We start from the raw sequence: 14,531 nt of genomic DNA, 5'->3' as shown, positions 1-14,531 counted from the left end.
TCTCCCGGAACGCGAAAAAGAGCTTCGAATAGGGTATATCCTATTCAAAGCTCTGGGCGGAGGTTCATCGCCGGCGGCGTTTTCATGAAGGGGTTGCGCGCCCAAACGGCAATCTAGCTGACATGGCAGTGCCGTCATAGAGCCGGACGGGTCTCATGGCCGGCGGCCCGGCGCGTCCGCGGCGAATTCGCCCAGCGGTGCGGCGAGGCCCGACCAGCGGTCCGGCGCGTCGGCCGCGTTTGCGACGTACAGCCGCCTGAGGTAACGGCTCGCCTGGCGCACGGCGCCTTCCACCAGCACTTCCTTCACCTCGGACGGCTTCGCGGGCACCGGCGCGTCCGACGGCGCGCCGAACGCGGCCAGCGGCAGCAGCATCGCCGGGCTCTTCAGGTAGCCGCAGCGCTTGGGGAAGCGGGGCGAGCTGCCGGAATCGTATTTGGACAGCTTCACCGCGTCCTGGTTCGCCGCGAGAAGCGAAGCGGCATCGAGCTCCAGCACGGCGAACCGTTCGTCCGGCTCCCGCCGCGCGTACGTCTCCAACATCGCGAGGCAGTCCCGCCGCGTCGGCCAGAAGAACACGTGCCGGTCCAGGCAGGCCCGGAACGCTTCAACGGTCCAGCCCGGCGCCATCATTGCCGCGGGAATGCGCAAATGCGCGTTGACGATTACCGCCCGTCCGTCCTCGAGCGTCGCGACGGGCGACGGCCGGCGGGTCCCGGATTCGTCCCCGGTGATGGACAGGCTGGACCGAATCGCGTCGGCGTGCGCGATCGCCGGCAGATTGTCCGCCCGCGTAAAATGAAACAGCGCCTTGCGGCCCGGCGCCCGCGTCAGCGCCGCGATAATGGCGTGCGTATTCAGTCGTTTTCCCTCCTCTTTCCTGCTTGTTTCATCGTATAGTTCCTTTTCGAGTCCGATCGTTTGATTCCCGCGCGGTCTCCTGCGGCTGCGGCTTGCAAGCGCAAACCGGCCCCGTGCCTCTCAAGCGAATGATCGAAAAAGCCCCGAACGGGATTCGGGGCTTGTCGCATAAGCGGATAAAGTCCTGTAAGCCGCTCGCTTCAAAAGCGGCCCGAACGGAAAATCGCGAAGATCAGCCACAGAAACATGAACAGCGCGGCGATGAACCCGATGTCGATGATCGGGATCCGCCAGATCAGCGCTTGCGTATGGGTCAGCGCGGAGCCGATGATCAGGCCGACCATCAGGATGCTGAGCGACAGGAGCACGATGCTGAACGACAGCCGGTTGCTGATCCGGTCGAGCTTCTTCGCGAGCAGGTCCGCCTGCGGGGAGACGACCTCGACGCGGAGCTTGCCCTGCCGGATGATGCGGGCCAGCTGCTTCAGGCTGAGCGGCACTTCGCCGAGCAGATCGAAGAGGTCCGGAATGTCCTCCAGCCAGCCCTTGAAGATGTTCCGGGGATCGATCCGCTCCAGGAAGAGCCGCTTGCCGAAAGGCTCCGCCACGTCGAACACGCTGAAGTTCGGGTCGAGCGCCGTGACGACGCCCTCCATCGTCAGCAGCGACTTGCCGAGCAGCGTCAGCTCCGACGGAATGCGGATCCGGTGCCGGAACGACAGCGAGAACAGGTCGCCCACGATTTCGCCGAAGCCGATCCGGTTGAGCGGCACCTTGTAGTACTTCTCCCGCAGCTCGTCCACGTCGGCGCCGAGCGCGTCGAGGTCCGCGTCATCCGGGATGACGCCCATGTTGGAGATCGCCCGGATGACGCCCTTCGAGCTTTGGTTCCGCATGGCGATGACGAACGAGACGAACTCCCGCTTCATCCCCGGATTGAGCCTTCCGACCATGCCGAAGTCGAGCAGCGCGAGACGGCCGTCGGGCAAGGCGAGCACGTTGCCGGGATGCGGATCGCCGTGGTAAAGCCCGGCGACGAGCACCTGGTGCAGGATCGTCGTCGCGAACCGGTCCGCCAGCTGGCTTGCGTCCAGTCCCGCGCGTTCCAGCTGGCCGCGGTCGGACAGCTTGATGCCTTCGACGAACGCCATCGTCAGCACGCGCTTCGAGCTGTAGTCCCAATACACCTCGGGCACTTGGACGTTCGGCTGGCCTTGGGCCAGGAAGCGCTCCGCGTTGCGCGCCTCGAGGTTGTAATCCAGCTCCCGGCGCAGCGTGTGTCCCAGCTCGTCGACGATCTCGCCCAGCCGGTAATTGCGGGCCCATTCCAGCGCGCCTTCGGCCAGCCGGGCCAAGTCCGCCAGGATGTCGAGATCCGTGTCGATGACCTTCTGAACGCCCGGACGCTGCACCTTGATGGCGACCCGCGTGCCGTCCAGGAGGCGCGCCTCGTACACCTGCCCGATCGAAGCCGCGGCCAGGGGCTCCTGGGAGAAGGAGCGGAACAGCCGGTCGACCGGCGCGCCCAGCTCCTCCTCGATGATTTTGGCGATGTCCGCGAACGGGACGGGAGGCACGCTATCCTGCAGCCGCTCCAGCTCCGACACGACGTCGGCCGGGATGAGGTCGGGCCGCGTGCTCGCGATCTGCCCGAGCTTCACGAACGTCGGGCCCAGTTCCTCCAGCAGCAGCCGGATGCGTTCCCCGACGCTCTTGGCCAGCAGCTCCTTCTGCTCCTCGCTCCGGAAGAACATGATTTTGTCGGTCAGGCCCATCTCGTGCGACACATAGCCCAGTCCGCTGCGCGCAAATGCCGAGGCGATCGTCCGGTAGCGCTGCAATTGCCGCAGCCGTTTACCCGCGCTCATCGGAAGCCTCCCTTCACGGCTCGGTAGGGTTCTTCCGCTCCCGCTCCAGCGCGTCCAGGCGGATCTCGATTCTCGCGATGTCCGCTTTGGTGGCGTACTTGCCTTCCCGCTCGCCCAAGATCGCCTGCACGCGTTCGCGCGCCATCGTCTCCGCCTGCTGGCGCAGCTCCTCGCCCTTCACCAGCAGCTCCTCGACGAGCGCCTTGGATTCCGCTTTGCCGATTTCGCCCTTCTTCACGAGCTCGTCGAACGTTTTCTCCACTTGCTCCTTGCCGGCGAGCGCCAGGCCGAGGCCCAGCGAGATCGCTTTTCCGATCGTATCCTTCATGCCATCCACGACTCCTTCGGAATTGATTTGCTTGCAGACACGCTGTGCTTGTGCGATGCGACGGTCTTTCTTATGTACCATTATACCCGCCGATTCCCAAGCTTACCAATTCCGAGCCGCGATTCGTCGTTCGCCGCGTTTGCTCGCCAACGGCCGCCGGACGAACAAAAAAGACATCGCCCCGATCGGTCCGATGTCTTCCTCACGCGTTCAGCGCGGCGGCCGGCTCGTGCAGCCGCACGCGGTTGCGGCCCGCGCGCTTGGCCTCGTACAGCGCCATGTCCGCGCGCTTGAGCAGCGCCTGCAGCGGCTCGCCCGCCGGACCCGCTTCCGCCGCGCCGAAGCTGGCGGTCACGGCGATCGCCAAGCCGTCCGCGCGCAGCGGTTCGGCGGCCAGCGCGGCGCGGATCCGCTCCGCGGTCTCGGCCGCTTCCGCCAGCGGCGCTGCCGGCAGGCACACCACGAACTCTTCGCCGCCGTAGCGGGCGAACAGCGCGTCCGCACCGAGCTGCCGCTTGACGACGGCGGCGACGTGCCGGATGGCGTAATCGCCCGTCTCGTGGCCGTACGTATCGTTGATGCGCTTGAAGTGGTCGATGTCGAACAGCACGATCGACGCCGGCGCGCCGTTCGCCTTGGCCGCGGCCAACCGCTCCTTCGCCCGGTGAATGAACGCCGTCCGGTTCAGCAGCTTCGTCAAGCCGTCGTGGTAGGCCAGCTGCTGCAGCTGATCCTGCAGCCGCCGCTGTTCCGTGACGTCGATCAGCATGAGCAGGCTGCCGATCGCGCCGCCGACGCGGCCGCGCACGACCGACGACCGGATCTGGTAGTAGAACGGTTCCCCGCCCGTCACCCGCCACATCACCTCCTCCTGCAAGCCGTCCGCGAGCCGGGCGGCCGGGAAATCCGCGCCGCTCAGGACGTTCCACGCTTCGTCCAGCGTCAGGCCGATCATCGCGGGGCCGAGTCCCGGGAGCATGCGCCGCGCGGCGCCGTTGAAATCGATGAGCCGCTCGGCGTTGTCCAGCACGATGACCCCGTCGCCCATGCTTTCGAAAATGCTCTCCTTCGCGATCGGCACGATCGTCAGCATCCGCGTGGACAGAATCGCCCAGATGTACATGGCGGACGTGACGCACAGGATGAGCGGCACGGGATCGACGCCGTACGGAATGAGGCCGACGAGGTACACGAACGCGCCGGCCATCGGCATGAACTGCCCGACGATCAGCGTCGCCAGCTGGATGCGGTACGCCTTCTTCGTATGCCGCCAGCGGCGCAGCAAGAGCACGACGCCGGCCAGCATGGAGCCGAACGTGAAGATGCCGTGCAGGATATAAAACGGTCCGATGGCGATCTCCGTCACCGGCATCGGATCGCCGGGGTAAAACGCCACCGATTTATAAAACAGATGGTGGAAGCCGTTCGTCGCCACCATGACGACGGAAATGGCCGGAATGACGAACAGCGCGGCAGCGAGCCGGCGCGGCACGGCCTTGCCGATGTATTCCAGCACGACGATCAGCCCGAGCGCGGGCGCGGGCGCCATGCCGACGTACTGAACGGCCGTCCAGCCCATCACTTCCCCGAGCGAGCCGGCCGCCATCTCGAACGCGACGGAGAAAATATAAATCGCCTGCGCGCCCGTATAGAGCATGAAGGTACGCGCGCCGGGCATTTCCGCGCGCTTCAAGTACGCGTACACGCATAAAAACACGGTGAACACGCCCGAGGTCGCGATAAGCGAGATGAACATCGTGAGCGAAGACCCCATAGCCAGCTCCCCATGACGAATATTGTTGGCCTAGCACGAAAAAAGTCGATTTCATGGTACCATATTGCCGCCCGGGTGTCATGACCGAATTTGTCCATAATCAAGCGAATAGCGCAAAAAAACCGGCGGCCGTCTTTCCGGCGGCCGCCGGTTTCCTGGGGATGCGTCTACGCTCTCTTCTTGCGGGTCATGACGTCGAAGATGACGGCGATCGCCAGCACGGCGCCGCGGATCATGTACTGGTACGAGATGCCGACGCCGAGCAGGTTCATGCCGCTCGAGAGCGACGCCATGACGATCGCGCCGATGATGGAGCCCGTCACCTTGCCGACGCCGCCCGCCGCGGACACGCCGCCGACGTAAGCCGCCGCGATGGCGTCGAGCTCGAACAGCGTGCCCGCCGTCGTCGTCGCGGACTGCAGCCGCGCCGTGAACAGAATGCCGGACAGCGCGGACAGCATGCCCATCGAGCCGAATACGACGTAGGTGATCTTCTTGACGCTGATGCCGCTCAGATGCGCCGCTTCCGGATTGCTGCCGACGGCGTAAATGCGCCGTCCCAGCACCGTTTGCGTCGTCAGGAAATGATACACGGCCACGATCAGCACCATGATGATGACCGTCCAGGAGAATCCGTTGTAGCCGGCGATGATGTACGTGATGTACGCGATGATCGCGGAGACGAACACGAGCTTCAGCGCGAACATCCGGTTCGAGATGACCTCGAAATTGTACTTCAGCTTGTTGCGCCGCTTCGCGGCCTCGCCGTACAGGAACAGGACGATGACGGCGGCGCCGAGAATCAGGGAGAGCAAATTCAGCCCGCCGACCTTGGCGATCGCCGGAATGAACCCGTTGCCGATCGCGTTAAAGCCTTCGTCCTTGACGATGATCGTGCCGGTGTCCTCCGTCACGCGCAGCAGCGCGCCCCGGAAGATGAGCATGCCCGCGAGCGAAGCGACGAACGACGGGATGCCGATCTGCGCGACCAGGAAACCGTTAAGCATGCCGATGACGACGCCCATGACGAGAATGATCGGGATCGTCAGGTAGACCGGAACGCCGAGCTGCGTCAGGAAGATCGCGGCGATGGCCCCCATGAATCCGGCAGCGAAGCCGACCGACAGGTCGATGTGACGGATCACGATGACGAGCGTCATGCCGACGGCCAGCACGGCGATGTAGCCGGTCGCGTCCAGCAGGTTGCTGATGTTGCGTGACGACATGAACAGGCCGTCCGTCAGAATCGAGAACGTCAGCATGATGACGAATAAGGCGATGTACATCCCGTACTCGCGGATGTTGACCCGCACGAGCGACCTTGCTTCCTTCATGAAATTCATTCTGCCTTCCTCCTATTGCGTCGCGAAATGCATGATTTTCTCCTGATCGGCTTCCGAAGCGGACAGCTCGCCCTTCATGCGGCCCTCCGCCATGACGTAGATCCGGTCGCTCATGCCGAGCACCTCGCCCAGCTCGGAGGAAATCATGATGATGCTCATGCCTTCGCCGATCAGCTTGTTCATGATCGTGTAAATTTCGAATTTGGCGCCGACGTCGATGCCGCGCGTCGGTTCGTCCAAGATGAGCAGCTTCGGCCCGACGAACAGCCATTTGCCGAGCGATACCTTCTGCTGGTTGCCGCCGCTCAGGTTCCCGACGAGCTGCTCCACGGACGGCGCCTTGATGTTCATCGACTGCTTGTAGCCGTTCGCGATCTTCACTTCCTCGTTGGCGTTGATGATGCCGCGCGCCGCGACCGCCCCCAGATTCGCCGCCGAGAGGTTGCTTTTGATGTCCTGGATGAGGAACAGCCCGTCGCCCTTGCGGTCCTCGGTCACGTAGGCGATGCCCGCCTTGATGGCGTCGCGCGGATGCTTGAAGGCGCGCGGCTGCCCTTCTACCAGCAGCTCGCCCTGCAATTTATACGACTTCGGATTGCCGAACAGGCTGAGCGCCAATTCCGTCCGTCCGGAGCCCATCAAGCCGGCAATGCCGACGATTTCGCCTTTTTTCACGTGCAGGTCGACGTTCTTGACGACGGCCCTGCCGAGCCTCGGGTCGTACGCGGTCCAGTCGCGGACCTCGAGCACGTTGCCGCCGAAGTTTTTGCGCGGCCGCTTCGGATAGATGTCGTCGATCTCGCGGCCGACCATGTTCCGGATGATGACGCTTTCGCTGATTTCGCCCTTGGCGGCGTCGAGCGTGCAGATCGTCCGGCCGTCGCGCAGCACGGTCGCCTTGTCCGCGATGGCGATGACCTCCTTCAGCTTGTGCGAGATCATGATGCACGTCATGCCCTGCGCCTTCAGCTCGCGCAGCAGCGCCAGCAGGTTCTCGCTGTCGTCCTCGTTCAGCGCCGCCGTCGGCTCGTCGAGGATCAGCAGCTTCACGTCCTTGCTCAGCGCTTTGGCGATTTCCACGAGCTGCTGCTTGCCGACGCCGAGCTCCTTGATCGGCGTCTCGGGATTCACGTTCAGCTTGACCTTCCGCAGCATGTCCTTCGCCCGCGCGATCGTCCGGTTCCAGTCGACGAAAGCGCCCTGCTTGATCTCGTTGCCGGCGAAAATGTTCTCGTACACCGTCAAATCCGGAAACAGCGCCAGCTCCTGATAGATGATGGCGATGCCCGCCTTGACGCTGTCGCCGATCTTGGCGAAGCGCTGCACGCTTCCTTCGAAGACGATGTCGCCCTGGTACGCGCCGTGCGGATACACCCCGCTCAGCACCTTCATCAGCGTGGACTTGCCCGCGCCGTTCTCGCCGATCAGGCAGTGGATCTCGCCCTGCTCGACCTTGAAATTCACGTTCGAGAGCGCCTTGACGCCCGTGAACGTCTTGGAGATGTCTTTCATTTCCAATATCGTGCCGCCCATGTTTCATCGCTCCTTACGGGACCGTTCCTGGATGCCGGAAGGCGGCCGGTTACAGGCCGGTGAAATCGCCGGCTTCGTAATAGCCGGAGTCGATCAGCTTTTCTTTCGCGTTCGACTTGTCGACGACGATGACTTCGGTCTGCTTCGCTTTGACGTCGATCTTGCCGTTGTTGTACGAGCCCGTCGTTTCCGGCGTGCCGCCGTCGAGAATGGAGACCGCCATGCCCATCGCGTCCTTGACGAGGCTGCGTACGTCCTTGAATACCGTCATGGACTGCTTGCCGTCGATGACGTATTGAATCGAAGCTTTAACGGCGTCCTGGCCTGTCACCACGAAGCTGGTCACCGCTTTATCCGATGCGAAGACGTCCGCGATCGAACGCGCGGTATCGTCGTTCGGCGCCAGTATCGCAACGTCGCCTTTCATATCGGCGGCGGCTGCCGTCAAATGCGTCTGCGCTTTGTTTTTGGCTTCGTTGGCATCCCAGTTCGTGGTCACTTGGCCGATGATTTTGCTCATCTCGGCGCGGGACAGTTCGGCTTTGTCCTGCAGCGCGGCCGCTTCGCTGGAATTGGCGATCTTGAACGTGCCGTCGGCGATTTTCGGCTGCAAGACGGACCAAGAACCTTGGAAGAACAAGAACGCGTTGTTATCGGAAGCGGAACCGGCGTACAAGTAGAGCGGTTCGCCGCTTCCTTTGGCGTTGTCGACCAAATATTGCGCTTGCGCTTTGCCGACGGCCACGCTGTCGAAGGTGACGTAGTAATCGACCGCGTCCGTATTGGTAATCAGACGGTCGTAGGAGATGACCTTGACGCCGGCTTTCTTCGCCGATTCGACGGCGGCCGCGGCCGCATCCCCGTCCTGCGGGCAAATGATCAGCACTTGAATGCCTTTGTTGATCAACGTTTCCACGTTTTCTTTCTCTTTCGCGGAAGAACCTTGGCTGAATAAAATTTCCGTCGTATATTTCGTACCGTCCAGCGCGTCCTTGAAACGCTGCTCGTCTTGGACCCAACGCGACTCGTCTTTCGTCGGCAGCACGATGCCGACGCTCACTTTGCCGTTTCCGTTCTTGCCGCATGCCGCGACCGCGACCGCCAAAATCATGACGACCAGCAGCAGCGAAATCCGTTTCAATCCTTTTCCCATTCCCGATACCCCTCTCGATTCGCAAAGTCTGAAGCGCTTACATGTGCAACTATAGCATTGGCGGCGGGGACGGGAAGCGCTTACCGCTAGCACTTTTTTTGGACCGTCTATACTATTTTGGCGTCGGCTTGTCCGAAAGCGCGAAGACGGCGACCGGGAATTCGCAAGGAACGCGGGCGACTGATGCCGAATCGGGCGAGCGGATCGGCTGCGTGCGCGACCGAGGTTCGATAGCCGGCACGCGGCATAATAAAACGGCGCCTCCGCGAATAGCGGAAGCGCCGGTTGTCTTGCGAATGCGATGACGTTCATAGCGTTCAGGAATGCTTACAAGACGACAGCCAAACGGCCTCAGATAACTTACAGACGGATGAAAAACGACCAAAAAAGCCTCTAGCCATGGGGCGTCACGGCCCGGACGCCGCCGCCTTCGCGTGGCGGTACACGTCCTCGCGGCTGTGGAAGCCGTCCGCGATGATGGTCGCGTCGATGTTGGACCGGTTCACCGCGATCGGCTCCAGCAGGATGGCGGGGACGTCGATTTTCTTGTTGAAGACGGTCCGGTCCGTGCTCACCTGCTCGCCTTTGGCCATCCGGACGGCGAGCTCGGCCGCGGTCTCGGCCAGCTTGCGGATCGGCTTGTACACGGTCATCGTCTGCGTGCCTTCCACGATCCGCTGCGCGGCAGCCAGCTCCGCGTCCATGCCGGAGACGGGAATCTTCCCCGCCAGCCCCCGCTCCGCCAAGGCGGACACGACGCCGCCCGCCGTGCCGTCGTTGGCCGCGAGGACGGCGTCGACCGCGCCGCCGTTCGCCTGGAGCGCGGCGCGCATGTTCGCGAGCGCCTCCGCCGGCTTCCATTCCTTCGTGAACCGGTCGTAGACGATCTGAATGTCGCCGCGGTCGACGAGCGGCTGCAGCACGCTCATCTGCCCGCGTTTGAACATCTGCGCGTTGTTGTCGGTATCGGCCCCTTCGATCAGGACGAAGTTGCCGCGCGGCGCCTGCGCCACGATCGCCTGCGCCGCCAGCGCGCCGACCTTCTCGTTGTCGAACGAGACGTACAGGTCGACGTCCGCGTTCAGAATGAGGCGATCGTACGAGATGACCCGGATGCCCGCGCGATGCGCCTTCGCCACGATGGCCGCCGACGCCTCCGCGTCGTGCGGCACGACGACGAGCACGTCGACATGCCGCGAAATCATGTTCTCCGCCTGCGCGATCTGCTTGGCGTCGTCGCCGTTCGCCGCCTGGACGTCGACCTCGGCGCCGAGCTTCTCGACCGCGGCCTTGAACAGGTCGCGGTCCTTCTTCCAGCGCTCCTCGAGCAGCGTGTCGAGCGACAAGCCGACGACCAGCTTCTTCGCCGGCTGGACGTCCGCCGGCGCGCGCTGTCCGCCCGCGATCGCCGCCGGTGCCGCGGCCGTGCCGTTCGTGCCGCCCGCCGAGCAGGCGGACAGCACTCCCAGCAAGGCGGCAATCGCGCCGACCGTGCATACGATTCCCCCTGTACCGCGTTTCCCGGTGCGCCGCCTCATGTGATCTCTCCTCTCGGCCGTCCGGGCTTCATCGGTTTCGGTCCGCGGGCCGGAGCAGCGTCTTCCGATAATCCGTCGGGGAATGGCCGACGATCTTCTTGAACACCCGGCTGAAATAATTCGGGTCGCGATAGCCGACGTCGTACGTGATCTCTTTCAAACTCTTATCCGTTTCGCGCATCAGCTGCTTCGCCGCTTCCATCCGGCATTCCGTCAAATAGTCGATGTAGTTCATGCCGAATTGCGACTTGAACAGCTTGCTGACGTAAAACGGGTTCCGGTCCACCGCGGCCGCGACCCGCTCCAGCGACAGGTCCTCGCTCGCGTGATCCTTGATGAACTTCTTCATCGACGCCACGAGGCCCGGCTCCGGCTCGCCGGCGGCCAGCGCCGTCGTCTCGGCCATCCGGCCGAGCAGCGCGCCGGTTTCCGCCTTCAGCTGCACGAAGCTCGACGCCAGGCGGGAATAGTACGGCTTGCCGACCTCGTAGCCCATCTCCTCCAGCATCCGGGCGACGATGACGAGCACCTCGAAGATCCGCTGCTGCGCGATGCCGAGCGGCTGGCCGGAGCTCTCGTGCAGGTCGACGAGCCGCCAGGCGCCGGCCGTCGCGGCTTCCCAGCCGCCGCGGCGCACGTCCTCGAGGACCGCCTTCTCCAACTCCGGCATCCGGTCGCCGGGGGACGGCGCGTCATGCCGCGCCAAGTCCTCGTACAGGCAGAAGCGCGCGGGCAGCGACGGATCCACGGCGGCGAGCAGCGCCTCGTGGTACGACCGGCGCAGCTCGTTCAAGCCCGCGCTCGGCCCGCCGATGCCGATGAACGGCTCCGGCCCGCCCCCGCGACGCAGCGCCTGGACCAACCGCCGGCCGAGTCCGACCGCGGTTTGCCGGTACGACGCGCCCGGCGTCTTGAACGCGACGAGCGGCAGCTGCTTGCCCGACAGCCTGCCGATCCAGCCCGGCACGCCGGACGCCTCCAGCAGCTCCGCGAGGCGCGCCTGCAGCTCCTCCGGCTCCGCCGGCGCGTCATCGCCGGCGCTTCCCTCGAGCAGGAGCACGTTCAGGACGAAGCCTCCGCCGATCTCCGGCTCCCCGAGCAGCGCGATCAGCTCGTTCAGATGAACCGACGGCGCGTAGTCGAACAGCAGCTGCGAGACGATGTCCGCTTCCACGACGGGGAGCATCCGGCGCAGCCGTTCCTTGTCGCGCGCGCGGCTCTCCCGCTCGCGGCGCGACGCCTTGACGTCGCCCGCGACTTTGCCGATCGTCTCCAGCACGACCGCCGTCTTGCTCGGCTTCAGCAGGTAATCCCGCACGCCCATGCGCAGAGCCTGCTGCGCGAATTCGAACGTGTCGTACGCCGTCACGACGATGAAGGCCGCGTCCTTGTCGGTCTCCCGGATCCGCTCGATCACCTGCAGCCCGCCGATGCCGGGCATTTTGATATCCATCGTGATCACGTCCGGCTTCAGCCGCGCCGCGAGCTCGATCGCCTCGCGCCCGTTCGCCGCTTGGCCCACGATCTCGACGTCGTCGAAGCCTTCTTCGATCATCCGCTGCAAAGCCGTTCGTTCGATCGGTTCGTCGTCCACGATCAACAGCGTTATCATGCGCTCGCCTCCCTTGGCAATGTCAACGTAATGCGCGTGCCCGCGCCGATGGCGGAATCGATCGCGAGCAGGTTCTCCGCGCCGAAGAACAGCTGCAGCCGGTCGAGCACGTTGCGCAGCCCGATGCCGGTCGCGTGTCCCCGCCGTTCGGCCGGATCCGGGTCGGCCAGCAGGCCGCCCAGCTTCTCCGGCGCCATGCCCGGTCCGTCGTCCCGCACCTCGACGATGACCCGCCCGGCCTCGCCCCGCACGCGCAGCGTCAGCGTTCCGCCGTCCTCGGACGGCTCGATCGCGTAGATGAACGCGTTTTCGACGAGCGGCTGCAAAATCAGGATCGGCACCTCGACGTCCAGCGCCGCCTCGTCGATCTCGCGGACGACGCGGACCCGGTCGCCGAAGCGCGCCTGCTGAATCGCCAAATATTCCTCCAGCACGTCGATCTCCTCCCGCAGCGTCACCCGGCTGTCCATCCGGCGGAGGTTGTACCGCAGCATGCCGGCGACGGAGCTGATCAGCTCGCTCGTCTTGCCGGCGCCGGCCAGATACGCCTCCTTGGACAGCATATTGAGCGTGTTGAACAGAAAATGCGGGTTGATTTGGCTCTGCAGGCTCTTCAGCTCGCTTTCCTTCAGCATGAGCTTGTGCTTGTGCAGGTCGTATTCCAGCTGCGCCTTGCTCTGAATCTCGTCGAACAGGCTGCCGATGTTCAGCCGCATGCTGTCGAGCGTCTTGGCCAGGAACGCCATGTCGTCGTTCCGGTGCACGACGATCGGATTTTGGAAATTGCCCCGCGACAGCTCGCGCGCCGACTGCGTCAGCTTCAGGATCGGCCGCGTGACGCCGCTCACGAACCGGTACGAGAACAGCAGCAGCAGCACGGAGACGAACGCCAGCGCCCAGAAGCCCAGCGTCTTGATCTCGTCGCTGCGCCGGATGATCTGCCGGTAAAACGCGTCGTACGTGCGCTGTTCGCCGCTGATCAGCGTCAGCGTCGTCTCGGCGATGTAGGCGGAGATGTTCGAGGCTTCGTCGAACTGCGCCGATACGGCTTCCTCGTCGTGCTCCCGCTGGAAGCGGACGGCGAGATCCATCGCTTCCGATTGGCTTTCGACCATATTTTGGAAGTTATCGAGCAGCATCCCGTTGTCCGCGTTGCGCAGCGCGCGCATGTCCAGCTTCGTGCGGAGCAGCTGATTGTTGTCCGCGACGTAGCGGCGCAGCCGGTCTTCGGTCGGCGAGATCCGGTACTCGTTCAGCGAGGTCAGCGCCTGCCGGCTCAGCTCGGACGCCTGGTTCATCAGCAGGTAGCGCTGCAGGATGCCGTTGTACTTCTCGACCGTGCGCTGGTTGAAGATGCTCATGGAGATCCAGATGAACGCCATGATGATCCAAATGATCAGCGACAGCAGCATCATTTTGTTGCGGATCGTCTTCATGGCGCCGCCTCCTTCGCCTCGGCGGCCGTCACTACGCTGATCGGCGTAAAATAACTCGCCGACAGCGGCAGCCGGTCGCTGTCCAGCCAGCGCTGCAGCAGGTCGACGCTCATCTTCCCCATGTCCTCGTAATGCTGCGACAGGCCGGCCTGCACGGCCCCGGAGCGGATCAGCTCCTCGGTCTGCGGCGAGTCGTCGAACATGAACACCCGGCGCGGATTGCGCTTGGAGCGCGAATCGGCCGCTTCCACGATGCTTTTGCCGGAATCGGCCGGCAGCCCGATGAACGCATCGACGCCGGGATAACGGTTCAGCATGTCGTCCGTCTGCATCCCGGCCTGCTGCTTGGCCGCCTCCCCGGCGGCGAAGACGAGCCGGACGTCCGGCTGCGCACGCAGCGCCTCGCGCAGCCCCCGCAGCCGCAGCTGATCGGTATCCGAGCTGTCCGCGTTCATGACGACGCCGGCGATGCCCTCGCCGTCAAGCGCTTCCGCGAGGTACCGCCCCATCAGGATGCCTTCCTGATAATGGTCGGAGCCGATGTACGTCTTGCGCAGGCTGCCCGGCGCGTCGGAATTGATCGTGATGACGGGAATCCCCTTCTCGGTCGCTTTGTTCACCATGCGCGCGAAGTCCGGCCGGTCGACGCCCTCGACGATGATGCCGTCTACTTTGGAAGCGATTGCAATATCGATCTGCTTCAGGAGCTCCTCGACGTTCGAACGGTACGCGCCGGAGAAGTCGATCAGCATGCCGTGGATGGCGGCGGCTTCGCGCGCCCCCTTCCGCAGCTCGTTCATGACGTAGCTGCCCTGCTCCTGCGAGATGACGACGATCCGTTCCGACGCCTCGTCCGCGGCGCCAGGCGTGCCGACGGACGCGTCGAGACCGGCGCGGTCGACCGTCAGCATCAAATACAACGTTACCGCCAGCGCGGCCAGACTGCCCGCGAATACCGTAACCAACAGCAGCTTTTTCATGCGCGCACCCTTTATGAAAGCGTTTTTGCCCCTATTCTATCCGGTAATCGGCCGTTTGCATAGGAGAAAAATCTAGGAAAGGGGTGGGAGTATTCAAGATAGGGG

The 14,531-nt window shown here is 64.0% G+C and carries 11 protein-coding genes; all 11 read right to left on the bottom strand.

Features of this window, described 5'->3' with window-relative positions:
- Positions 1–153: 153 nt before the first annotated feature.
- The 11 genes from I8J29_RS19345 to I8J29_RS19295 all read right to left on the bottom strand — a co-directional run bounded on the left by I8J29_RS19345 (position 154) and on the right by I8J29_RS19295 (position 14,426).
- Positions 154–807 (bottom strand): DUF7002 family protein, encoded by a 654-nt coding sequence (locus I8J29_RS19345; RefSeq protein WP_420831135.1) that lies wholly within the window; start codon positions 805–807, stop codon positions 154–156.
- 254 nt (positions 808–1,061) lie between these two features.
- Positions 1,062–2,729, bottom strand: a complete 1,668-nt coding sequence (locus I8J29_RS19340) for an ABC1 kinase family protein (RefSeq protein ID WP_208849155.1) — start codon at positions 2,727–2,729, stop codon at positions 1,062–1,064.
- 13 nt (positions 2,730–2,742) lie between these two features.
- Positions 2,743–3,057 (bottom strand): phasin family protein, encoded by a 315-nt coding sequence (locus I8J29_RS19335; protein ID WP_208849154.1) that lies wholly within the window; start codon positions 3,055–3,057, stop codon positions 2,743–2,745.
- A 202-nt stretch (positions 3,058–3,259) separates the two neighbouring features.
- Positions 3,260–4,831 carry a histidine kinase N-terminal 7TM domain-containing diguanylate cyclase gene (locus I8J29_RS19330; RefSeq protein WP_208849153.1) on the bottom strand — a complete coding sequence of 524 codons (1,572 nt, stop codon included), beginning with the start codon at positions 4,829–4,831 and terminating at the stop codon, positions 3,260–3,262.
- A 167-nt stretch (positions 4,832–4,998) separates the two neighbouring features.
- Positions 4,999–6,174 (bottom strand): sugar ABC transporter permease, encoded by a 1,176-nt coding sequence (locus tag I8J29_RS19325; RefSeq protein ID WP_208849152.1) that lies wholly within the window; start codon positions 6,172–6,174, stop codon positions 4,999–5,001.
- 12 nt (positions 6,175–6,186) lie between these two features.
- Positions 6,187–7,707: a sugar ABC transporter ATP-binding protein gene (locus I8J29_RS19320; protein ID WP_208849151.1), complete on the bottom strand. Its 1,521-nt coding sequence runs from the start codon at positions 7,705–7,707 to the stop codon at positions 6,187–6,189.
- 49 nt (positions 7,708–7,756) lie between these two features.
- A complete protein-coding gene (locus I8J29_RS19315; RefSeq protein ID WP_208849150.1) occupies positions 7,757–8,860 on the bottom strand; it encodes a sugar ABC transporter substrate-binding protein in 1,104 nt (367 codons plus the stop codon).
- Between the two features lie 407 nt (positions 8,861–9,267).
- Positions 9,268–10,398: a D-xylose ABC transporter substrate-binding protein gene (gene xylF / locus I8J29_RS19310; RefSeq protein ID WP_208849149.1), complete on the bottom strand. Its 1,131-nt coding sequence runs from the start codon at positions 10,396–10,398 to the stop codon at positions 9,268–9,270.
- A 28-nt stretch (positions 10,399–10,426) separates the two neighbouring features.
- On the bottom strand, positions 10,427–12,010 hold the full coding sequence (locus I8J29_RS19305) for a response regulator (protein ID WP_208849148.1): 1,584 nt from the start codon (positions 12,008–12,010) through the stop codon (positions 10,427–10,429).
- On the bottom strand, positions 12,007–13,446 hold the full coding sequence (locus tag I8J29_RS19300) for a sensor histidine kinase (RefSeq protein ID WP_208849147.1): 1,440 nt from the start codon (positions 13,444–13,446) through the stop codon (positions 12,007–12,009). The genes I8J29_RS19305 and I8J29_RS19300 overlap by 4 nt, the downstream gene beginning before the upstream one ends.
- Complete coding sequence (locus I8J29_RS19295) at positions 13,443–14,426, bottom strand: sugar ABC transporter substrate-binding protein (protein WP_208849146.1); 984 nt, start codon at positions 14,424–14,426, stop codon at positions 13,443–13,445. The genes I8J29_RS19300 and I8J29_RS19295 overlap by 4 nt, the downstream gene beginning before the upstream one ends.
- Positions 14,427–14,531: the final 105 nt, after the last annotated feature.

The organism is Paenibacillus artemisiicola (assembly GCF_017652985.1).
In the GTDB taxonomy this organism is placed as follows: Bacteria; Bacillota; Bacilli; order Paenibacillales; family Paenibacillaceae; genus Paenibacillus_Z; species Paenibacillus_Z artemisiicola.
Note: the sequence above shows the minus strand (reverse complement) of the source record. Positions and strands in the feature narration are given on the sequence as shown.

What these genes read in the sequence shown, in the direction of transcription:
- I8J29_RS19340 (WP_208849155.1), bottom strand. Translation starts at nt 2,729, where the DNA reads ATGAGCGCGGGTAAACGGCTGCGGCAATTGCAGCGCTACCGGACGATC.
- I8J29_RS19335 (WP_208849154.1), bottom strand. Translation starts at nt 3,057, where the DNA reads ATGAAGGATACGATCGGAAAAGCGATCTCGCTGGGCCTCGGCCTGGCG.
- I8J29_RS19300 (WP_208849147.1), bottom strand. Translation starts at nt 13,446, where the DNA reads ATGAAGACGATCCGCAACAAAATGATGCTGCTGTCGCTGATCATTTGG.
- xylF (WP_208849149.1), bottom strand. Translation starts at nt 10,398, where the DNA reads ATGAGGCGGCGCACCGGGAAACGCGGTACAGGGGGAATCGTATGCACG.
- I8J29_RS19305 (WP_208849148.1), bottom strand. Translation starts at nt 12,010, where the DNA reads ATGATAACGCTGTTGATCGTGGACGACGAACCGATCGAACGAACGGCT.
- I8J29_RS19330 (WP_208849153.1), bottom strand. Translation starts at nt 4,831, where the DNA reads ATGGGGTCTTCGCTCACGATGTTCATCTCGCTTATCGCGACCTCGGGC.
- I8J29_RS19315 (WP_208849150.1), bottom strand. Translation starts at nt 8,860, where the DNA reads ATGGGAAAAGGATTGAAACGGATTTCGCTGCTGCTGGTCGTCATGATT.
- I8J29_RS19325 (WP_208849152.1), bottom strand. Translation starts at nt 6,174, where the DNA reads ATGAATTTCATGAAGGAAGCAAGGTCGCTCGTGCGGGTCAACATCCGC.
- I8J29_RS19295 (WP_208849146.1), bottom strand. Translation starts at nt 14,426, where the DNA reads ATGAAAAAGCTGCTGTTGGTTACGGTATTCGCGGGCAGTCTGGCCGCG.
- I8J29_RS19320 (WP_208849151.1), bottom strand. Translation starts at nt 7,707, where the DNA reads ATGGGCGGCACGATATTGGAAATGAAAGACATCTCCAAGACGTTCACG.